This is a genomic window from Thalassobacterium maritimum (assembly GCF_031127805.1).
Taxonomy (GTDB): domain Bacteria; phylum Verrucomicrobiota; class Verrucomicrobiia; order Opitutales; family Coraliomargaritaceae; genus Thalassobacterium; species Thalassobacterium maritimum.
On the sequence record NZ_JARXHW010000013.1, the window covers coordinates 60,325 to 83,191 of the forward strand.

Consider the following 22,867-nt stretch of genomic DNA (forward strand, 5'->3'; position numbering starts at 1 on the left):
AGCGGCACACTATGCAGCTCCATGGGTGCTGGCTTGCGTTTGCAACGCCACAACTTCGCGATCCACCATTTCCTGAGTAATAAATACACTGGCTCGTTCAGAATTTTAGAAATTTGGAATCGGCACCGAATACAATTTCACCATTCGAGGTGGCGGCATCGGCGATACGAAAGTGAGCACTCTTACATCAGGGTGATACTGACATTTCTGCTGAACAAGAGGACGATGTTTGTTAGGATTGTCTTTAAAAGTAGCGAGCTTAAGCAGATAAGAGCCCCTTTCTTTGATCGGCTTTGTAACCATCTCCAACGAATGCGGCTGACTAATCAGCTCCTTTTCCCCCACCATCCCAAAAACTGTCATTTCAGAAAAATTCACAAAGTAGACTCCTCCGGGAGCGAAAACATCATCATTCGCATTAATCGCTTTAAGACGAATGGGCATCGTCGGATTATTTTGATCTTGAAAGGCAAGTATCAAAACTTTGCTCCAATCCTCAGGCACATACACCGAAGGAGCCGACTCAGGCATAGGGGCATCCTCAGCTAATAAACTAGGTAAAAAATACAAACGGATAGATCCTTCAGCCAAATCAAATGATTCAGAAAAATTGTGCCGATCCAAGCTTACCTTCTGAGGCTCTTGATTGACTTGATTGACGAATGCGTATTCTGGCCGCCCAGCAGGGGCCCCGTAATACAATACGCGCGCAACCCGATCCCCGTATGCAGCGACAGCAAAACAGGTAATCAGTATTGAGAGAATAGACTTCTTCATAAATCAGTATACAGCAAAAGATTAAACTTCATCGGGAGATAACCAACGGAAGGATACGATCATATAACGACGCCCAAAGCGCTTATTAATTTCGGAACTTAGTGTAGAGTCGCTGGGCAGAATTTCTGAACTGTCTGCGACAGAATCCACATAATCTGCACGGCGCTGCACGACCGCCTCACACCATGCTTCAGATCGATTTTCACCTGTCACAGGATCTTTGCTCCCTCCATAGGCGCGAATAAGGAAGGTATCGTCACGAACCGATAGCACTGGGGCCAGTGGCCTCAAGATATCCGCTTGTCGCACCCAACCAGGAAAGCCATAGGCTCGATGACCTTCCGCAGCGGCAGGAAACGCATTCGACACTCCAGATGGAATGGACACAAGGCCTGGCCCACCATTATCATTTCTGAAAGTAGCCTGTATATCCGAGAAAGGATTTTCCGATGCGCTTCGAGTCGACAACTCAATTAAAGCAGCCTCCACCGCACCTGCCAATGCGAGGTCTTCTTTTGAACTGGCAGCCGTCAACATTCGATTCATAAACTCTGAAAGAGACAGAAAGGGCCCACGAGCCTTTACCTGATTCACAATTTCTACGGCAAGCGCTTCGATTTGCGAGTCCGTCAGTCGCGCATGTTCACCAATCGCACTACTATACTCAGTTGGACCTGCATCAGGATCCCCCGATACTGTTGTCCGGCTCACAGGGTGCCCAGAATCAGGAGTCGATCGAAGGCTCCATCCAGTTGAGCCTGGATCATTAGAGACATAGGGCGCGCCGCCATCTTTAAGGTGCTTGAGTTGCGCAGTCCAGGCCTCCACTGAAGTGGAATTTACATTAAACATTCCTTCCACCTCAATTTTCGAAGCCACATCATACCACGCTGTGTCATCAGCAATTAATGAATTCGCAGCAGCAGCGGCTGCACTGAGATCTAAACTATCCGCTGGCAAATAGGCAGCATTCGGCAACGACTCCGCCGTAGAAAGAAAATCTCGGTATACTTCTTGGGTACTGCGAATCTCACTGCTCGAATAACCGCTGGTCTCAGGCGCAATGGATGAAACAAACCAATCATCAAAAAACAAGTGGTTCCCGACATAACTATGGTCATAAGAAACACGTTTGGATTCACTCATACCATCACCAGTGATAAAAACTGCACCTGGCTCGATCATATGGCTCGCATTACTATTACCAATAGGATTGGCGATAAAAGGTGCGACGGGATTATTCGCGTTCAAATCGAAATACTGAAGCTCCCCCAGAGATCTCAACGGTCTCGTTGGTATTTCAGCGACTATCAGACTCTTCAAACCATCATCGATTCTAAAACTGGTCCCAATAAAACTGTAAGGATCGCTATCAGTCGCACCGCTAACAGGAAGGCCATCTGAAACCCCAGAATTGCCGTTCGGATAGAACAAGGTGACATCAAATGGAAAAGCATCCAAACTCTTGCTCAAATTCGCCCCAGAACTGATGTTACTAATAAGATTCAGAATAGGCTTCCGATGAGAATAACCTCTCGATTGAACGGAAGACTCAGCAATATTCTGCAGTTGGAATAATTCGATCATGAATGGCGAAGGATCCCCTTCGGATAAGGTCTCCATCGTTTGGCTTGTATTCTTAACTTCAGGAGTTCCCCAATAAAGTTCCGCGTCAGCGTAGTTTAATTCATACTTAATCTTCAAAGCTTGCTCCGTCCCTCGGCTTCCTCTCCATTCATACGCATCAAATACAAGCGAGGTTACATCAATGGCAGAAAGCGTCACCGTAAACGATTCATCAGCATCCCCGCTAATTCCAAGCTTTCGACTGAATCCATTTGAGCCTTCATACCCTCTTTTCATTAAATATCGATTCGCGCCCTCTTTATTCGCAACGCTGTACACTCTAGCTTCACCAGGCTGCCAGTCCTCCGAGTCACTTGGAATCGCAAGTGTAAAGTTTTTACTACCAGTAAAATCTGAAAGTTCAGCGCTAGCAGTTTGCTCATCACCGACGAAAAATTGCAGCTTATAGGGCAGCGTAGTTTCAACTTGTAACCAAAAATCCGACGCGCCCGAGATTGAAACATTATAAGGGTTCCAATAGGTGACCACAGGATCGATATTCAGGTAGGCGTCATATAACCCAGCATTTTGAATCGAACTAAAGGACAGCACCCAATGAATTCTAGCAAGGACCGGAAGTCGGTTCAATTCTTCGCGGGCATTCTCGAGCAGTGATTGGTCAAATGTAATATTGCCCGACGAATCTCCAGAAATAATCTCCTCATACTGCGTTGCAAAGTCAACTAAGGCTCCCCACCCGACAGACGCGCCTCCCTCTCTCGAGAAGACAGACTCTTCAGCCCATGGATAAATCAAGCCCCCGACCGCTCCTGAATTCTTTAGAGCTTGCGTTTCCACACCCGGGCTCAAGGTGTAGAATGGAAATCCAGTAGTACTCGAATGGGGACTCTTCAGAGTGGCCCACTGCTCAGTCATCAGCGATAGATCACGCCGCCACCCGCCATTCGCGGTATTGGTCAGCAGGCCACGCGCATACGCAGTCAAATCGTGGAAATAAGCCTGCGAAACCGAGTGACTCGCGGCAAGAGAGTTCGGCAGTAAGTTGAAACTCTCGCGACTCGAAACGTGGCTCAAATCAGCCGTATCCATGATGTCAAAGCTTTCCTCATCGGGCCCTGCAGAGCTCGACAAGCGCTCGCTCCAATCCTGTGCCGTTACAGCTGCCTCTTTCTGTTTAAGTAATGCCTTTGTGTTTTCTCCGGATATCCACCAGGCAATTTCAAACTCCCCCTCATCAATCAAAGTCGGTTGCACATGAACTTCATTTTCTAGCGCATACGCCGCATTCGTCCCAACACCCACACTTCCCTTGCCAACAAGTGGTGCGGTAGTTCCAACAAGCTCGGCAAGTGTCGGTGGACTAGTTGCATCTACCGAGGTGGTAATGCTGGGATCGAAGGCAGAAGACACCAACCACCCCAAGAAACGGCCCGCTCCATAAGGCGCAGCCTCGATATCGAGATCTCCAGCGTCCAGCTTCGAGTCGTAATTAGGAGCAATCGGTAGCCCATTACTCTCATGATCACTCCCCTCCCACGAACGCCAGACACCTGTGACCGGCTGAACTTCATTAACTGTGGCGAGCGCCTCAGCCGGAGCCGTCACTCGTTGATCTAATCCTGCCGTCTCCTGCAGCTTACCAATCGCCATATTCAAGGAAAGCAAGGCAGCCTGCTCAGCCTCTAATTTCGCCACTACATTATCTGTGTTGGCGACTTCAATCTGAATCAACGAGGTGATCGACAAAAGTAACAGCAGCACAAAAGCCATCAGGCCTAAAGCAATCACCAATGCAAAGCCTCTGGAGCTGCCACGATACGGGCACCCAGATCTCACGAGGGATTTCGTAGACTGACATTTTTTCTTATATGGGGGGCAAATCAATTTCTAATCCTTTTAAAATTCAAGCGATGCATGAACCTCTAGATTGCTCTATTATTTCGCAATAAAGGGGGCAAATTACCAGAACTCTAGTAAGGATGAATATAGCATTAAAAATTAGTCGTGGCTATTACGCATACACCTATATTCAGCATTAGTGCGTTTAAACCATCGCCCATACGACACTGAATCTGAGCGTCACTGCCAGACCAACTCTGCTCGCTGATTTTCAATATCTAACCAGACCCGCAAATGCTCGAATTGACGGATGTAGATATAGCCTCGATTTTGTGCTGGTCCCAAAGGTCTTCCCAGACGCCGAGAATATTCAGGGATGTCCTGCATCCATAGCTTACTACCGCCCGGATTTACACTGTAACCATCGCTTGCCATGAAATAGCTATACTCTTCAGCACAAATCAAAAAAATCGCCAACGCGTATGTAAAACGGTCTTGAATCGAAGCGATGTCATCAATCGCCGCACGGGTCTCATCAATTCCCATTTCACTCTCTTGCTCCTCGCCCATTCCCATAGTGAAAGCTATGATTTTACCGGAGCGGGCGGCAGTCTGCATCGCGGCAATTCCTTTCGCCACATAATCTTCACGGCTAATTTTCCCCACCGGGTGCTCAAAACCTTCAAGATAGGACCCATCGAAATATTCCAATTCGGTCAAACCGGAGTTCTCCAAACGAGCACGAATGATATTGGATAATATTAAACTGTCCCGACCGATCAAATCGGGCAAAGCTCGCATCATTCTATGATAAGCCGACTGCACAGCTGCCTTTTTCTCTGCTCCGATTTCACGGCGTAAGTACCCATCGGCAATCACCTTGATATTTCCATCAATAAAAAGACCATCAATCACAGGTGAGGCGCAGGCTTGCTTGGCGTGATTCATCCACCAAGATTCAACTTCAGGGTTCGATAAATCATAGGCGCGCACTTTCCCACGCACCAAGTCCTCGCCTCCATCATCGTTGGCTAAAAAGGCATTCGGAATCGCCTCCAACTGCTCATTAGCGACATAGCCCCCATAGTGGACAATGATATTGCGGTAATACAATATCTTGGAGCGTGGGTTGATTGCTTTAACTGCCGTCGCTGCCTTCACCGAGCCGACTTCCGTGCCACCGAAATCTTTATGTCCCGTGCTTTTCTCAAATGTGATCAGTGGAAAGGTCGCCAAATATTTAATTTCCTCATCTGTGAATGCGGTCGCCTTACGCACGTGCATATAGCGCGGCACGGTATCCCACGAAAACTCGGGCATGCGGTCAGCAAAAATCACCTGCAGAGTGAAGCAGCAGAGCCCCCCACTCCAAATGAGCTTTTGTATATAAAAAAACATAAGGTATTTAATATTAAGCGTGCTGACCAGAAAACCGCATACTCCCAGCTCTCCCAGAGGTATCCTCAGCACGAATTTCCCAAATTCCAATTGTAATGACGCCAAAAACGACGCCAATAGAGAATATCACTTCAAATAGGTTCACTAAATTAGGCGGCGCAGTTCTCGCCGAAACCCAGTTCAGAGAAAACGCGCAGCTCAAAGCGAACACGGAAGCGATCAGAATGTTTGTAGACATATGCAGGGGAAGGAGCATTCGAGACTAGCCAATTGCTTGCCTAAAAAGGAAAGCAGTCAGAATAGCAAATATTAGCCGCAAGCGATATCCCTTATATAAGGGATTCTAAGAGATGACAGCCTACATTCGGCAAGGTGGATTTCTAGCCCCTAAGCCACATCGCCGCCCGCATAGACGCTGCTCCCGCGCTCGGGATACTTCTCCAAGATATGTTGAAACAAGGCGCCCGCCTTTTGCTCAAAGAGGTCGACGGTGTAGGCTTCCGGAAGCCCGGAATCTAACATCTTCTCGATCTCGACTCGCACGGCCGCACGGCTGGTTCGTTTCTTTCTCCAATTCAGCACGAGTAACTCGGTCTTCAGTTTTGCCAACATATCGCGGCAGACCTTTTTGATCGCATCAATCTCCTTCTGATTCAGCTCAGGGCCAGGACGCGTGAGAATATCAAAGGCGGCGAGCTCTTCTTCGCTAAGTTGTTCACGTAGATGACGTGCCTCTTCTTCATTCAGCTCTTTCGAGAACTTCACCAGATGCTCAAAAAACTCCTCAATCGCGACGGAGCCTTTGTTATATTCCTCCACCATCTTTTCGAAACGCTCCAAATAGTCATAGCGACTCGCATTAAAACGAATCAGGTTCTTCAACTTTTGTTCGATCAGCGCGCGGAGTTTGACTGCCTCGCTATTTTTGGTGTCTGACTTCGAGAACTTCTTCTCCAATGCGTCAAAGTCGACCTTGCTCAAATCGATCGTCGTCGCGCGCTCACCTGGTGCTAAGCTCGCTTCAGCTGCGATCGAATCGTCCAACTTCGCTTCGATCGCATCGAGCACCGCCGTCACATCCACGGGCTCCTTCAATGCCCGCAACGCCTTCGCCAACTCCTGCACCACCTGACAACGGGGTGCGAGCTCTGGAATAATTGGATCTGGCATGATCGCCTTATACAGACGGCCAATGTCATTCGCCTGCCCGAGATAGTTGTCCTTGATGACATCGGTCTTCGCCAAGCGATTCACTGCGAGATAAAAATGCTTCACGGGGTCCGCCTGCACATCGGCCAGCGAGACGTCATTCTTACCACAGAAGGTCTCCAGTTGACTGAGTGCAATTCGCAGCGCTTCGATCAGCTCCGCTTTATCCTTCACTGGCATGCCACCGCCCTTCCCTCCAGCATAGATCGCCAAGGCCTTTTCCAGCTCCAAAAACACATTGGCGTAGTCCACGATCAGACCGCTGACCTTATCGCCATGCACACGATTCGCACGCGCAATGGTCTGCATCAGTGTGTGCCCTCGCATCGGCTTATCGAGATAGATCGTCGAACAGCTCGGCGCATCAAAGCCCGTCAACCACATGGCACAGACAAATACCAACCCCAGCGGTTCACCGGGGGCCTTGAATTGCGTCTCCAAGTCCTCTTTCACCATACGCTCACGGTGCGGCCGAATATCGAGCCCCTTCTTCGCCATCTGCGAAATTTCATTCTGCCCAGAGGAGACAATGACCGCCTTATCTGTGTCGATCAGAATCCGAAGTTTACGATCCGCCTCTGCATATTCTGGCGAACTGGGATTCAGTTGATCTAACAGCCCGCGAAGCCGCAAACGCTCGGCCTGCCACTCTACTTCGACTTTATCATACATCTTGATCGCCGTGGCCTTATCGATCGAGACGACCATCGCCTTGCCCTGATGGCCACGGTTGATGAAGTGATGCACGATGTCTTTCGCTACTGTCTCCAAGCGATCATCACGAGTGATCAGGTGATAGCGCTGTCCGAGCAGTCGCTCGATCTTCTCTTCACCATCTTCATCTAGATCCGCCTCATCGATGATATCATAAATCTCGTCGTTCAAATTCGGATTCGTGACATCCAGCTCTGGCGTGCGATTCTCGTAGAACAGTGGCACAGTCGCGCCATCTTCGATCGATTGTCGAAAGTTGTAAATGCTCACGTAGTCGCCAAAGACTTCGCGAGTGCGTTCCTCTCCAGTGATCAGCGGCGTGCCAGTAAACGCCACAAACTTCGCATTCGGCAGTGCCGTGCGCATATTCATCGCTAGCGTATCATACTGACTGCGGTGCGCTTCATCCGTCAGCACGATGATGTCATCACGCTCAGAAAGCACCTCGTGCAAAGTTCCAGGGTCCGTCCTGAACTTATGAATCAGCGTGAACACATAGCGGTGATCCCCCTTGAGGAGTTCCCGTAAATGCTCCGCACTCTCGGCCTGACAATGCCCTTCAGTGGCAGCGTCACAGCTCGCGAAGGTGCGATAAATCTGTTTATCCAGCTCCTTGCGATCAGTGATCACCACAAAGGTCCAATTGCCCGCGACCTTGCGAAAGACCTTCTCCGCAAAGAACACCATGGAGTAACTCTTGCCCGAGCCCTGCGTGTGCCAAAACACACCGATACGGCCGTCCTCCGATTGCTGCAGCGCTGCGACAGCTTGGTTCACGCCCAGATACTGATGATTGCGGGCCACGATTTTACCCAAGCCACCGCTATCCTCTGAAAAGCGTGTGAAGTTCTCCGTCAAATCCAGCAAACGTCCCTTCTCGCAGCAGCCCTTCAATAAAGTCTCCAGCGACAGTTCCGACACTTCTTCCTCCGAGGCCACTTTGCGCCAATCACAGAAGTGCCCCCATTTCGCCGAAACACTGCCCAGCTTACTCTGTGTGCCATTCGACACCAGAATCAGCGAGTTGAAGTGAAAGAGCTGTGGGATCGTCTCCTTGTAATCACAAATGTTCTTATCGAAGCCTTCACGCACATTCACGCCGGGCTTCTTAAATTCAATCAACACCAACGGTAGACCATTCACAAAACCTATCACATCCGGCCGCCGCGTATAGAGTTCACCGCTGATCCACAGTTGTGAACTGACAAAGAAGTCATTCGCCTCTGGCGCCTCCCAATCAATGACTTTCACCGCCTTCGTCTCTTGTCCGCCCTCACGCGGGTTTTGCACCTGCACCTTCACGCCATTGCGGAGCAGCTGATAAATCTCACGATTCGCCGCGACCAAACTCAAGGCCGAGCGATCCCGCGACAATTCCTCGATCGCCGCGTCAATCGCCTCATGCGGTAAGGACGGATTCAATCGCTCCAACGCAGGCCGCAACCGCTCAACCAAGACCACATCACGCTTGGCCTCACGCCCGAGCGAACTCGCCCCCGCAGACCACTCGTCATAACAATTCAGATACTCCCACTGCAAGGCATCGCGCAGCAGCTCAATCGCAGGCTGCTCGACTAGGTGATCTTCTGTGTAAGCGGAGGACATTTAATTTTCAGTGATAGCTTAATACCGACATCAACAAAACGACCCTTCGGCAAGGTAGATTTCAGAATATGAACAATTTCAATAATTGCTGAAATAGGCAAAATACTGAAACGGGACACAAGCGTGCCTACAGAATCCTGAATGTTCACGCTCATCCACCATGTTGTGGCATGAGTTACCAAGTCGCCAGATCATAGCGGCTTTGGATTTTTAAGTTAAATGAGCATTGATCAAAATTCACTCTGATGCATTTATATCTTCAACACGGCCTCCGCCTCTTCCTTTGTGAACGCGGGGGTTCTTTTTTGCCCGGATGTTTAGCTTCACAAATGTGACTATCCCGACGGCGGCGCATGCTTGAAAAGTTGTTTATACTCCTGCTTCCACCTAGCATACGGCGTATCCCCATCATACTGCCACTGAGCCACGATTTGCTTGATCTTATCGAGGTCAATATGCCCCTCGTCCAACATCAACTTCATCAGCTCCAGGGTAGACACCTGGTGCACGCCATATTCTTCGGCGAGTTCGATCATATCTTGATCATCAGTCACCACCCGAATTTCTAACACCGCTGCGGTCGCAACAATGATCGTATCCGTCATCGACGGGCCTTTACCGCGTTTCTGATGAAATTCATCTTTAACATAAGCCCAGAGGTATTCGATGGTGTCCTCGATCTCTGCCTTCTGAGCCTTGCTCAGCGAAAGGGAACGCTTTCGATTCTCTCGAAACTCGGGATCTGCTGCCCAACTAAAACTGGCTTGTAAACGCGGGCTATCGCGAAACTCAGCATTGAGTTCGGCATGCATGTAGAGCGTGTAATCCTTAGAACCAAATGCCTGACAAAGGAGCGGATGGATATTCTGAGCCAGCCGAAAATAGCTGTTCGTATCCACGATGATCTTTGTTTGCGCCATTCAATTCTAATTTACTGCGATAACGCATCATGGTAAGCACGCGCATCCATGGGATTCACACAAAGAATACTCGCGATGTTACTCGAGCTCGGTTGCTTGTCTCTCAAATACTCACTGAATGCTTTGAAAAACTCAGTTCCAAATTTCTCTTGGGCCACTCGGATGAATTGGTTCGCGCTCGGCTGCTCACCATCAAAGAACTGCTCTGCCAGAGAGTTAAACTGCTGATTAAACTGAGTGGCCGTCTGATATACGCGTGGTCCATCAATCTCGTGAAAGCTCAAACCGTGTGCTTTGGCATAGTGCTCCATCTCTTTGTAAACAGATACGGGGGAAATCGTATGCGCCTCCGCCCACTCGCAAAGTAAGTCCAAGCGACGACTATCCGATCGCAAACGACGATATGCCTGAAACGCTTCTTTAGCTGCAGGCTCTGGAAAGACGAAGGCACCAGCAAACGCATCCGAGAAATCTTCCGCTTCCTCGATCCGGCCAGCTTCCAATAGGTCGATCGTCAAAACGTGCCCCAATTCGTGCACCATCCAAAACTTAAAATCGTGCACTTCCACATCGAGGTTTAAATAGATCCATGTAGTTTGAGAATCTGGCAGGTGTATGTGCAACGCATTTTCATGCTTCGACTTTTTGCCCCAAAGCGTAGGGACAATCACTGCCTGATAGTTCTCAAAGATTTCGATCAGTTTTGAAAATTCGACTGGGGCATCTTCACCCACATCAATCTCCCGCCGCAATTTAGCCACCAGCTCCTGTAGGTAACGGTAGTCAGTCGATGGATTCTTTAATGAGGGTGGCCCCACGAAAGCATCAAAATCCAGATAAGGAACAATCGGGCGCAATAAGTGCCCCATGTCTTGCGCACGACGAATATGCCGATCCGTTGTTTTACAGCCCTGACGCTTGCGGAAGGCAACCAAAGGTTCTTCCACCAAGCCAGTCTCTTGAACGAGATCACTGTGACGTAAGCCCAACAAACGGCCGAGCTTGAGCAATTCAGCTGGCCGAGGAAAGGACTTGCCGCTGAACCACTTGGAAACCGCAGTGCGAGACAAGTCCAACTGTTTTGCAATTGCAGCTTGGTTCAGACCTTTTTCCTCACAGCGAGTATTGAGTGCCTGATGATTAAGTTGTTTTTCCATAAGCGAAGCTGGGGACAAGAACCGACTGTCAACTTTTGTCAACTAAAATGAATCGAATGTCCGAGCAGGTCAAGGCTGAGATGTGGGCCCAGCTGCTCACACAACGCATATTTTCTCACACGGAGGCACGGAGACACGGAGGCTCATGCACCGTAGAAACTAGGCTCCGCGTGGCACCCTTCATCCTGAAGTCCCTTACCAGGCATGAAATCAAGTATCTGAGAGAATTGACATCCATTAAACGAATCAGCAGCTTCGGATCTATCTCATCCACCATGTTGTGAAATGAGTTACGAAGTCGCTGGAATCACGGCGGCTTCAGCTTTTTGAGCTAAAAGAACATTGATCAAAAAACTCCTCCGCCAGACAGCGTGGCATTTTTTCACATATCCACTTGCGTTTATTTCGACTGTTTTGTTTATTTCGATTACTATGAGTAAGGGAACAATGGAAGAAACCGTGCAAATCTCGGAACAGGACCGGCAATTACTGGAAAAGCTGAATGAGGTGATCAATGGCAATGAGCGCCCCGTTCTATTAGGGCGTGAAGGTGCCCACATACATTTCCCGGAACCTGTCTTTCATCATTTGACGCATATCGTGCGAGCCATGCTTCAAGGGCAGTCGGTCTCAGTGTTGGCTGAAAATGAAGAGTTTACAACGCAAGCAGCTGCCAATTTCCTCGGGGTATCTCGACCGCACTTGGTTAAGGTGCTGGAGGCTGGGACGATTCCGTTTCATCGCGTCGGGAGTCACCGCAGGGTGAGCCTGAGTGATCTACGGCAGTATCAGAAACTGCGTGATGGCGAGCGTCGTCAGTCACTGGATGCCTTGACAAAACGGGTTGAGACTGCCGGATACTACGACTCCGACTATACAGGTGATTAAACAATGTCCTTAAGAGCCGATTTCCGCGTCTGCATAGATGCAAATGTCTTAGCCAATCAAGCGGTATGTGATTTGTTGCTGAGGCTGGCGGAGCATCCTCGGCTTTATTCACCTGTGTTCTCTGCAACGATTCTAGATGAAGTCTATCGTGTGCATACCGAGCGCTTAAAACGTCTATGGCCGACTGATCTGGCGAATTACTGGCAATCGGAAATACGAAAGAACTTTCCCGAGGCAATGGTGGATCAATTTGAGGCGCTGATTCCTGCTTTAGCTCTGCCAGATGTCGATGATCGGCATGTGTTGGCCGCTGCGATCAAGGGGCAGGCACAGCATATTTGCACCTTCAACTTAAAGGATTTTCCCCGTTCGGTTCTAGCGGATTGGGACATCGAGGCCGTGCATCCGCAGGCCTACCTGCTGACGCTTTACGAACTCGGCCCAGAATTGGTGACTTCACGGATTCATGAGATTGCGGAAGTGCGTGATAAGTCGCCTCAATTCGTTCTCGCTGGGCTGGCTCGAACACTTCCACGATTTGCAGAAGTGGTCGCCGAAAAGTTAGGCTGGGAACTCGATAGCTAGTTACAGCAATGGATGACTCAAGACGTTTTCTTTTCTGACGGACGTATTTTGTGAAAAATACACGATATGCCTTCCACGCAGCGAAACCAGTTACAGCAATTTTTAAAATCAGTCCGAGGAGTCCTGATGAGATTATTTCCCTTTGCCTGTTTCCGCGATGCACACCCTCTGTTGGATGACAGAGCCAGAGCACTGATCGCAATCAGGATCGAATCCAGACTTTAAGCTCCGTGTCTTCGTGGCTCCGTGTGACACCACTCAGCATGATGGCACTTCTCTCCACGCAACTCACACGACGTATTTTTCTCACACGGAGTCACGGAGACACGGAGGCTCACACACCGCAGAAACTAAGCTCCGTGCCTTCGTGACTCCGTGTGACACCTTTTAGCCTGATAGGTTATCCTTGCCTGAGCTGCTGCCTTGCGAATTCGATATGTGGCCGCATCGCGTGTTCTAGCTTCGTCATATGCTCTGCGAGCCATTCGATCATTTCGGGCCAGTTCTCTCGACTGAAGCTGTCGGGCACTTTGCCAGCCACTCCTGCAAATGCTCGCGCTTCTTAAAGCCCAAGTCGGCAAAGCGCTTGGTGCGCAGTTCAATTAGTTCGTTGGTGGTCGGATTGATTTGATACATGGCTTTATCATTTAAATTTTCCGCGATGCATTCGCGTTCTTCCAAACGAACGGCCGCTGGATGTCCGGCAAGCCGATCTGGCCCATCTCGATATTGTCCATCAAATTGGACAGGGAGTAGCCGACTTCTTTGAGTAAGGTAGTGCTCATGATCAGAATGGGATTGAGACCTTCTCTCCGCTCGGCAGCATAGCAAAAAGCTCCGGTAAGTTTCGACTGATTTTCTCAGGATAAACCTCTGCCGCAACGGGATCAAGTGAGCGGACGTAAGCCTTTGGACCAATAAGTTTCTCAGTTGAAACAGACGTCTCCCCCGTTTCGAGGAAATATTGGTCTGCGGCTGAGGCGAGTTGTCGCAGGTTGTTCATAATCGACTTTCTTTGAGAAGTTTCTCGAACCTTATTGAAGGCAGAGATCGCCGGAACAGCGAAAACAACAAAAAACATCAGCCCCGGAATCACGAGCAAATTGACCCACGGCTCAAAGAGGTTGGGTATAAGCATATTGATCGCTCCAAAGAACGCCCCAGTTCCAGCCATAGCAATAATGCCTGGCCAGGCACCTTTTTTCTTTTTGAAAACAAGGAACAGGAAGGGAATGATTCCGAAAAACCAAACGCCCCCTCCAGCTAGAAACTTAGCTAGTGATGTTGGTTGTGATGAGTCCTGCAGATTAATTGGAGGTGCAGGTGCAGCAGCCTCTTCCGCCACTAGTAAACGTCTCAGCTGGTCGACTGTGCTCACATAACTAAGCTGTAATTCTTCCGAGAGTGACGCACCCGCTTCAATTTCCTGAAGCTGGTGAAGTATTAACGTAGCTTTCTCTAGGCGCGCCAAGCGCCAGGTGCCAGTATAGGCCTCAAAAACAAAGAGGCCACCGATGAAAAGCATAATGAATAACATTCCAGCTAAAGCCTTTTTCCAAGTAAGGCCGCTTTCGGCAATTTTGAGAATCTGTTCAAGCAGTCCTAACATAAGCAATAGCCCAATTAAATCCCGTAGCGATGCTCGCGCTGCTTGAATGCATCATGACCACCTTCAAGGGCGAGTAAACGCTGGCGATGCTGAAGGTTCTCAATGGTTGTGCTATCGGCCGCAGTAGTTCCGTCACCCGAGTCTCTAAGTATGTGAACCAGTTCAGCATCTCCATTAATGACAAAATTCGCATTATGCGTGGCGAAAATGATCTGGCGCTCTTGTTTCTTCTGCTTAACCAAATCGACCAAATATCTTGCGATAAGAGAGCTATCCAAATGAGCCTCAGGTTCGTCAATAATGATGGGGGTATTTCCCACGAGAAGAAGCACAACTATTGCTGCGGTGCATCGTTGGCCAAAGGACGTAGATTCAATCGGCTTGCCGTCGTAATAGACATAGATGCGCTGGTAATCTTCCACTCTCAGGTGCTCGATTCGGATCATCTGAAGCATGTCATAGAAATTTTTCTCGTTTGAAAGATAATCGTATACTGCTTTGCTGGTCTTGTTATCTGGTTGGATCGCTTGCAGGAACTTCTCGTGAGATTCGATTTCGATAAGGTTGATGTGCTCTAGAATATTCCTCAGATAATCGACTCGTATGGTTGTCCCAGCCTCGTCGCTGATTATTTTCGCGATATAGGCTATTGCAGCTTCGTCCGCGCTTTTTGAGTCGAAAGTATACTCTAACTTTATGGGTTTTACCTGAGATCCTAGCTCAGCCAAGACTGCATTGATAGGGTTGAGATGTTTCAGGACAGATGCCTTGTAGTCCTCGGTAGGCTTCAGGGTGAACTCAAATTGTCCGATCTGCTCTTTTGTTTGAGTGATCGTTTTGCGCATGGTTTCGATCAATTCTTCAAGCTCTGCTATTTGTTTAGTTGCTTTCCCTACATCTTGTAGGTTCTCCTGCGATAAGCCTCGGTCATCCAAGAAACGGTCAATCCTAGCTCTCAGCTCACCCTCGGCCTCTTCAAGTGCTTCGATTTTTTTATCTCCCTCTAGCTTTTTAGGGGAGGTTCTCATTGCCTCGTTTGCTTCCTTAATGCAGTCAACTGCACGCTGTGTAGCTTCGTCATAGATAGTATCCTTTTCCTTCAGTTCGTCTTCCGTCTTTTCCAATATTGCCTGTATACCAATATAGAAGCGAGACATTCGACTTTTGCCTGATTTCAATACTTGGATCTGTTTTACCATGTCGCCCAACTCTTTTTGAATCGCCTTAAACTCTTCGTTCTCGAACGATTCGATCAGCTTCCTATTGGTGACGAGTTCCTTTTCAGCCTCCACCAGGTCTGACAGTAAATCATAATATTCATTGAGCAGCCTTTGCTGTATTCCATTGCTTTGTATCGCTGATATGACCTTCTCGCGGTCAGCCTTTAACTCATCCTCTGTGTCCAACTTTCGCAGCCTTTGGAAGATGGCATTTGTGAAACGTTCTGGGTGATGAGCGAGCTGCTCAATTTCATTTTGTTGAATAAATTCGACTCCACCATAAGAAGCGTCTGCATCATCCATATTGATGCATTCGTTTACCTTTTTGCCCTGTGTGTTGATTACCCGATTGGTCTTAAAGAAATGGTTTTTTCCGGGCCGAACTTTTTCATGAATTAGGTTAAGTAATGTGCTTTTGCCTGACCCACGACCTCCGATTATGCAGGTCAGGTATGGGGAGAAAAAGAATTCATGCTTACCACGAAAGCAGAATAAAGAGGTTGAGTCATTACTTCTTAGTTCTGCATGGGAGGGGAAATCAAAAGCTACTTTCCCGATTTTAAGCAGCGGTTCTAGCGGCCTATGTTCTGAAATGCATAGACGTGACCCTGGTTCGAAACGTGCCTGACGAAGTGTTTCAAAACAGAGGTCACCTTTCACCCAAGTAGAACATTTCCCCAGTCTATCTTTGTCATCGGAGTCCGCGTATCTGTGAGCGTCGCTACAATCCAGAAGTAAGTCATTAACCCCAGCGCTGCTGAGTGAGTCTTTCGCATTTCTCCATGCTTCAACAGATTCAGCCGAAATGAAAACAAAGTCGGCTCCATTGATGATGTGCTTTTTCTCTGCAATTGATTGACCGTTCCATTTAATGTCGGCCCATTCTGTTTTGCCAACAGCAGTGAGAAATCTGCCCTTAAAATATGGCGATTCTAGAGCTTTTTCGATATCATCTAGGCTACAACACAAGTTGTTGAATCCTTCTTCGATCGGAGAAGCATAATACTTTTTTTCGTCAGCGGGGACGGTCTCGATGATCGCCTCGCCTAAGTCGTGCAGGCTCTGTTTCGTCGGAACCCCGGTCCACTTTCCTGACTTCGCCAGAGCATTAATAGTTGGCGTAAGAATGTAATCTGACCGGAGCGTTGCCAAAAACTGGCTTTCAATTGTTTCAGTAGAAATCTCATCTGAGAATATCACGTGATAGTTTACGCGACTAAGCGAGTTTTTACTCCCACCAAACTTATTTAGTCGCAATTCAATAACAGGGAGAAGGAGTTCAATATTTGGGAGTCTACCTTCTTCTTTTGCTGCCAATACCTTTTTATATCCGTCCAGAAATATATAATCATTAATTCCCAGAACCTTAAACTCAGGGGGCAACTTACTCAGTTCATCAATATAACGACCCCACGCATCTGGCCCCGAATATCCATGAACTATAGAGTCGGGCGTATGAACATGTAAGTCCCATTTATTCCAAGAAGAGCCACTAAGGTTAGAGTGCATAAATTGTATTGAGTTTTACGATAAAAGCTTAGACAACAGCAGGTCACGGGTCTTGCGAAGGTTCTGATTTTTCTGATCGAGAATCTGACATTGATCGAAGAGATTTTTTCTGATCTTCGAAAAGGCCTGAAGGACTGTTTCAGAGGGCATCACGATCTCTAGGTTTTCGATCGTCGTCTTTGTGAGAGCTTCGCGTGTGGCACCACCTTGAGCTAGAGATAGAATCTGCCGTTTCCTTTCCTCGCTGTTGATTGTGTCCAGGATATAGAAAGGATCACTTTCGGGGCTTGCTCGTATGATCGCTACGTGCTGATTCACGCGAGCTGGCAAGACTGCGGGAGGCACCATAGAGCAACGAGCGACTGACGCTCCCGTGATGTTCAGTAGAACGTCATTAACCTCAACGATGACATTGCTCAGTTTTGCAGCCTGTTTCTCGTCAATGCGTGCGAGATTCTCGTGCTTAAACTGATAGTCGAATATATTCAGGCTTCGAATCAGGCTGATGCCTTCAGATTTGTAAGCATCTTTTCCGCCTTTGGGAGTTGCTCCACTTCCGATTTTGGAAGTTACGTCTATGAGCTTCTTCACCTCCCAGCCTGCGGGGATTTTGCCGAGTTCGGAATCGACGAGTTTCAGTTCTGCGGGGAGGCCCGCCTGGGCCAAGACTTCGGACGGGATTCTAAAGTGGACGAACCATTCGCGGTAGAGGGATTGCGCCATCTCCTCCAGAATCGCAATGCGCCGCAGGTTGTTTTCGATCAGGTCGTCGTAGGCCGAGAGGATGCCAGCGATCTTCTTTTGAGTGGGGAGATCGGGGACATCGATTTCAATTTTAGCAAGCTTTTCGCCTGGCAAATGCTTAATCGTTGCACCCGTGGAATACTGGTCAAAATAATTTCGCTGCCCAGCATGCAAGAACCAATACAACAAATAGTTTCCATCTAAAGATTTGTGAGGTCGAACTCGATGAAGTGCTTTCTGAATTTTCATCCCAGGAACTTGCCCCTTCCACAATGCACAACGGCCAGGCTCCCCACCTTCGCAAACTACTAAATCCCCGGATTTCAAGCCATAACGGTCATGCTCATGTTTTTCGAACCTCATCTCAGGTAGGTCCTCAAGATTAAAGCGCCCCCATCTAACATGAATGTTTCCAAGGTAGGGATGTAGCTCTCCCTTATTCTTCTTTTTGTCTAGCATTTTACCCAAGCAAAGGTCAGCCACCTCGCTAAGTTTATGCTTCCGCCATTTCCGTGTTTTCATGACTGCTCCAAAATCTCCGCTGCGTTTTTCGCAATCAACTCTTCCAGTTCACGCGCTTCCGCATTCAGCACGACCAGTTCCTCGTTGAGCGCTTCGAACTGCGCCTTAAAATCTGCATCACTGAGCTCTTCGCCTTTGGCGACACCGACGTAGCGGCCGGGATTGAGGGACCAGCCTTGGGCTTCGATTTCGGCACGGCTGGCAACTTTACATAAGCCGGGAATATCACTGTAGGTGATACTCGCAGGCTTACCCTCACCCCCGCCTCTCCCAGAGGGAGAGGAGCTGGAGGCGTTGTAGCTGCTGGCGTCTTCGGCGGCTTTGAGCTCTGATGGCGGCAACGACGGAGCGTTGCCCTCCAGTTTAGTTCCGAAAACCTCCTGGAGCTTGGCTTGCGAGCCTTGTGTCAATTCGGGTGCCTGGCCGCGGTAGAGGCGGACGATATTGGCGATGAACTCCATCTGCGCGGGCGTGAAATCGCGGTGGGCGCGGTCGATCTGCCTAAAGATATGACGGGCATCGATGAAGAGCACTTGGTCTTCACGGTCGGTGCCGATTTTGCCTTTATCTAAAAACCAGAGCGCGCAGGGCAGCGTCACCGTGTAGAAGAAATTCGGCCCGATGGCGATCATCACATCGACTGCGCCCGACTCGATCAATTGTTGACGAATCTCCTGCTCCGAGGAGCGGGCATCGGAGGCCGAGTTGGCCATAACGAAACCAGCGCGCCCACCCGCATTGAGCGCCGCGTAAAACTGCTGAATCCAAAGGTAGTTGGCATTGTCCGTTTTCGGCAGACCGAAGGGATAGCGAGGATCGTCGACCAGTCGCTCCTTGTCCACCTTACTCACATTGAAGGGTGGATTCGCGAGCACGAAGTCGAATTTACCAGGGCAGTTGTGGAGATCCTCATAGAATGTGTTGCCCTGACGAATTTCCCCAGTGAGCCCGTGCACTGCCAGATTGAGGCGAGCGAGGCGGCTGGTCTCGGTCACGCGTTCCTGTCCATAAACGGAGATCTCCGCGGTCGGGTTCTTGTGGTGCTCTTCCACGAAGCGAGCCGATTGCACAAACATCCCACCCGAACCGCAGGCCGGGTCGAGGATGCGGCCATGATACGGCTCCAGCACTTCCACGATCAATTTGACCAATGAGGTGGGCGTGTAGAACTCGCCGCCTTTTTGCCCCTCGGACATGGCGAATTTACCCAGAAAATATTCATAGATCAGCCCAAAGGTGTCACCGCCCCGATCCATCGGGATCGCCTTCATATCCTTGAGCAACTGCGTGAGCGTGGTGTTCTCCAGAATGTGGTAGGTTTTCGGCAGCACGTCAGCGAGATCGGTATTTTCCTTCTCGATCGCCCGCATCGCCGCATTGATCGCTTCACCAATCGCAGCGCCCTCCGGGAGGTTGATCAGCGTATCAAAGCGCGCCGACTCCGGCAAATAGAGGACGCCCGCCGCGTGATAGTCCGCAGGCCCGATCTTACGGCGTGAGCCCTTCGCTGGTTTCAGCTCGGCATGCACTGTAGCAAAGCGCACATCCGCAAAGCGCAGGAAGATGAGCCCCAAAACGACTGGCGAGTATTCCGAAGGCTTGAGCGCCGCATTAGCCCATAGGTTATTGGCGGAGTCCCAGAGCTTGGCTTCCAATTGAGAGTTGGACGCTTGAGCGTCCGCAGGTTCGTTCCAGATCATGTAAAAAGTCGTGTGATTGAGCGTAAAGCTCGCAGCAAAACGACTTCACCCAGCCGATGCGAGCGGAAATCTGAATTCCCTCACTGTTTTTGGAAATGACTAACTGTTCCTCAAAAGCGATGAGCTTTTAAGCGGGCCCGACGTAAGTAAGCAGAATCATTGCTGAAGTAACAAGACCATCGTCTCAGAGGAATGATTTTGCCCCTAATGATTCTGCCTATTACTGTGTTTGAGGTGCGTCCGACAAGCGGACACGCCACCAATAGATGCAAAAATGATCGAGCCAGGCAGTCGCCTGCCCTTCCCCTAATAATTAAGCTTCGCGCCTTTGCCGGGCTTGTTGCGCTCACCCTCCCACCATTCGTTGGGGCCTTCGGCGTTGATGTCATTCCATGTCTTGACCAGCAGGCGCTTCATCTCGTCAAGCTTCTCGGGCATGCTGGAGGCTAGGTCCTTTTTCTCCTGACTGTCTTCTTGCACGTTGAAGAGCATGAATTTTGTAAGCGTGTCGTTGCCCACGATCTTCCAATCGCCGAGGCGCATGGCAACGCGATCTTCTGGTGAAGACACGTGTGTGCGCCAAAACATCGGAATCTCGCGCTTCGCTTCTTTGCCTGCAAAGACGGGCAGCATGCTGGCGCCGTCGATGGTGCGGTCCTGCGGTGCTGGAACATCGACTATGTCCAAGACAGTCGAAAAAATGTCGGTGCCGATGACGGGTGTGTCGCTCACAGTGCCGGGCTCAATGTGCCCAGGCCAGCGGACGAGGAAAGGCACGCGGATGCCGCCTTCGAAGTCGTTGCGCTTATTGCCACGTAAGCCTCCGGAATCACCACCGGATGAGGGGACGGGGCCATTGTCGGAGGTGAAGATCAACAGGGTATTGTCGGTCAATCCATTGGCGTCGAGCGCTTTCATGACCTCGCCGAGGGCATAGTCCAGCTGTGTGATATTTCCATAGTAAGTGGCGTCCCGTTCGGATTCGTTGGGATAGAGCGAAGAAAACTTGATGTCAGTAGCGATGGGCTTGTGTGGCTCGTGAAACCATACGGACATGACGAAGGGTTTCTCGGGGTCCCGCAGTTCGTTGATCCAGTGAATGGCTTCATCGGCGACGAGCGGTGCGGAGTAGCCTTCCAGTTCACCGACGTGCTCGCCGTTGCGAATGAAGTTATTAGGATTCTTATGACTGGGGTCGGCGTTGTTATGAGTCGCAAACCAGTAATCGAAACCGCCCTGCTCCCCCACTTGTGGATAGTCAGGGTTATCGAACTGTTGTCTGGAAAGCAGGTGCCATTTGCCGACGTGACAGGTCTGGTAGCCAGCTTCGCGCAAGAGCTCCGGATACGTGATCTCGCTGGCGCGTAGATGCGCTTGATGCACGCCAGACAAGTGACGCCAGACGCCATTACGATAAGGAGTGCGTCCTGTGAGTATGGCGGAACGTGAAGGCGAGCAAACCCCGGCTGCGGAATAGCCTTGGGTAAACTTAACCCCTTGCGCAGCCAAGGCATCCAGATTCGGTGATTGAATGACGGGATGCCCGTAAGTGCCCGAATCGCCCCAGCCCATGTCGTCCGCCATGACCACGACGATATTTGGTTTCGACAAGCTCACCACAGGTGGTTGTTTCGGCTCTTCTTTCGCCTGAGCGAAAAGCGGCAAAGCTGCGAGGCACAATCCCAGAAAGGAACGTGCGAGTGATCGATCGGTGATTTTCATAGTATAATTATAATATAGTTTTATAGTAAAATAGTCTCACCGCTTGATAATGCACTTCTAGATAATCCAGCCATGTTCGACTGTAGATGGCCCGCCAAATCCCGCTGACCAAAGGCAGCAGTCGCATCCCCTCATCCACCATGTGATCGATACGCGGCGTCTTAATCTTCGGCGCACCGAAACAGCCCAAATCCTGGTGCCCATATCATCACAGAAAATCACCACGAAATTAGGCGGCGCAGTTCTCGCCGAAACCAAATTCAGAGAAAACGCACAGCTTAAAGCGAACACAGAAGCGATTAATGTGTGTGTAGACATGTGCAGGGGAAGGAGCATTCGAGACAAAGCAGTGGTTTGCCCCAAAGGAAAGCAGTCAGAATATCAAATCTTAGCCCAAAGCGATATCCCTTATATAAGGGATACTAAGAGATTACAGCCTACATTCGACAAGGTCGATTCCAGTATTTGAGGGATTACACAATTCCTCAAATGAGCAATTACACTGAAACAGGACACCAACGGCCCGCGATGCCGTGAACAACAAACTGCATCCAATAGCTAACCCCATGGCACTTCTCTAATCATCTTTTTTAGGATAAAGTAAATCCAGAGTTTCATAGTTCTAATTTTCAAATATCTACACACAAAAAAACCTGACAGATCGAATCCGTCAGGCTTTTGAAAAATAGATAGGCGAGCGACTATTTAAGCTCTGCGACGGCGAAGCATCACAGAAGTCAGTGCAAACACACCTCCGAGCAGAGCCAGACAATCACCATAAATGCCTGAATCGGCATTACCACCTTGCCCAGATCCATCTGCAAAAGCAGTAGTGTTGGCAGGAGCCTCAGCTGATCCCTCATTCGTTCCTGCGACGGTCAAATTCACACCCGTCTACTTCGCTACTTTTTCACAAATTCAAACGTTCAGGAAAACTAACAAATCAATCAATCCCAACAGAGGCAGAGATACTGGCCTTTTCGAAATTCAGTATCGTTGCAACGATCCGACGGCATAATACCACTTCTAAGAATATATGATCTATAAGCTTGGGCTTTGCGTAGCCTCGAAACTTTGTTTTCGTGCGTCGCCTTCGGCTATCCAGGACACAGTCGGGGGGATCGGCATCACCCCGGTTCTGAGAACCGAGGTTACAAAAGAC

The 22,867-nt window shown here is 49.4% G+C and carries 16 protein-coding genes; 2 read left to right on the forward strand and 14 right to left on the reverse strand.

Going from position 1 to position 22,867, the window contains the following annotated elements; genetic code table 11:
- Positions 1 to 105: 105 nt before the first annotated feature.
- From QEH52_RS07620 to QEH52_RS07645, 6 genes are all read right to left on the reverse strand, one after another.
- A complete protein-coding gene (locus QEH52_RS07620) occupies positions 106 to 777 on the reverse strand; it encodes a hypothetical protein (RefSeq protein ID WP_308949507.1) in 672 nt (223 codons plus the stop codon).
- Positions 778 to 798: 21 nt separating this feature from the next.
- On the reverse strand, positions 799 to 3,774 hold the full coding sequence (locus QEH52_RS07625) for a hypothetical protein (RefSeq protein ID WP_308949508.1): 2,976 nt from the start codon (positions 3,772 to 3,774) through the stop codon (positions 799 to 801).
- Positions 3,775 to 4,443: 669 nt separating this feature from the next.
- A complete protein-coding gene (locus QEH52_RS07630) occupies positions 4,444 to 5,487 on the reverse strand; it encodes a putative glycoside hydrolase (protein WP_425609283.1) in 1,044 nt (347 codons plus the stop codon).
- Positions 5,488 to 5,988: 501 nt separating this feature from the next.
- On the reverse strand, positions 5,989 to 9,129 hold the full coding sequence (locus QEH52_RS07635; RefSeq protein ID WP_308949510.1) for a type I restriction endonuclease subunit R: 3,141 nt from the start codon (positions 9,127 to 9,129) through the stop codon (positions 5,989 to 5,991).
- Between the two features lie 335 nt (positions 9,130 to 9,464).
- On the reverse strand, positions 9,465 to 10,049 hold the full coding sequence (locus QEH52_RS07640; protein WP_308949511.1) for a PIN domain-containing protein: 585 nt from the start codon (positions 10,047 to 10,049) through the stop codon (positions 9,465 to 9,467).
- Positions 10,050 to 10,060: 11 nt separating this feature from the next.
- Positions 10,061 to 11,206 carry an ImmA/IrrE family metallo-endopeptidase gene (locus QEH52_RS07645; protein WP_308949512.1) on the reverse strand — a complete coding sequence of 382 codons (1,146 nt, stop codon included), beginning with the start codon at positions 11,204 to 11,206 and terminating at the stop codon, positions 10,061 to 10,063.
- A 432-nt stretch (positions 11,207 to 11,638) separates the two neighbouring features.
- Here QEH52_RS07645 and QEH52_RS07650 point away from each other — a divergent pair, with 432 nt between their 5' ends.
- Positions 11,639 to 12,094, forward strand: coding sequence for an excisionase family DNA-binding protein (locus tag QEH52_RS07650; RefSeq protein WP_308949513.1), 456 nt, complete (start codon positions 11,639 to 11,641; stop codon positions 12,092 to 12,094).
- A 3-nt stretch (positions 12,095 to 12,097) separates the two neighbouring features.
- A complete protein-coding gene (locus QEH52_RS07655) occupies positions 12,098 to 12,679 on the forward strand; it encodes a PIN domain-containing protein (protein ID WP_308949514.1) in 582 nt (193 codons plus the stop codon).
- Positions 12,680 to 13,168: 489 nt separating this feature from the next.
- On the opposite strand, the gene QEH52_RS07660 is transcribed toward QEH52_RS07655, so the two are convergent.
- From QEH52_RS07660 to QEH52_RS07695, 8 genes are all read right to left on the reverse strand, one after another.
- Positions 13,169 to 13,315, reverse strand: a complete 147-nt coding sequence (locus QEH52_RS07660) for a hypothetical protein (RefSeq protein WP_308949515.1) — start codon at positions 13,313 to 13,315, stop codon at positions 13,169 to 13,171.
- Positions 13,316 to 13,326: 11 nt separating this feature from the next.
- Positions 13,327 to 13,464: a hypothetical protein gene (locus QEH52_RS07665; protein WP_308949516.1), complete on the reverse strand. Its 138-nt coding sequence runs from the start codon at positions 13,462 to 13,464 to the stop codon at positions 13,327 to 13,329.
- 2 nt (positions 13,465 to 13,466) lie between these two features.
- A complete protein-coding gene (locus QEH52_RS07670) occupies positions 13,467 to 14,288 on the reverse strand; it encodes a hypothetical protein (RefSeq protein WP_308949517.1) in 822 nt (273 codons plus the stop codon).
- Positions 14,289 to 14,302: 14 nt separating this feature from the next.
- Positions 14,303 to 17,017, reverse strand: a complete 2,715-nt coding sequence (locus tag QEH52_RS07675) for a TrlF family AAA-like ATPase (protein WP_308949518.1) — start codon at positions 17,015 to 17,017, stop codon at positions 14,303 to 14,305.
- 15 nt (positions 17,018 to 17,032) lie between these two features.
- Entirely contained in the window at positions 17,033 to 18,283 is a 1,251-nt protein-coding gene (locus tag QEH52_RS07680; RefSeq protein WP_308949519.1) for a restriction endonuclease subunit S, read from the reverse strand.
- Positions 18,280 to 19,983: a type I restriction-modification system subunit M gene (locus QEH52_RS07685; RefSeq protein ID WP_308949520.1), complete on the reverse strand. Its 1,704-nt coding sequence runs from the start codon at positions 19,981 to 19,983 to the stop codon at positions 18,280 to 18,282. Before QEH52_RS07685 ends, QEH52_RS07680 begins: the two co-directional genes overlap by 4 nt.
- 306 nt (positions 19,984 to 20,289) lie before the next feature.
- Positions 20,290 to 21,705: a sulfatase family protein gene (locus QEH52_RS07690; protein WP_308949521.1), complete on the reverse strand. Its 1,416-nt coding sequence runs from the start codon at positions 21,703 to 21,705 to the stop codon at positions 20,290 to 20,292.
- A gap of 705 nt (positions 21,706 to 22,410) precedes the next feature.
- On the reverse strand, positions 22,411 to 22,593 hold the full coding sequence (locus tag QEH52_RS07695) for a hypothetical protein (protein ID WP_308949522.1): 183 nt from the start codon (positions 22,591 to 22,593) through the stop codon (positions 22,411 to 22,413).
- Between the last annotated feature and the right edge of the window lie 274 nt (positions 22,594 to 22,867).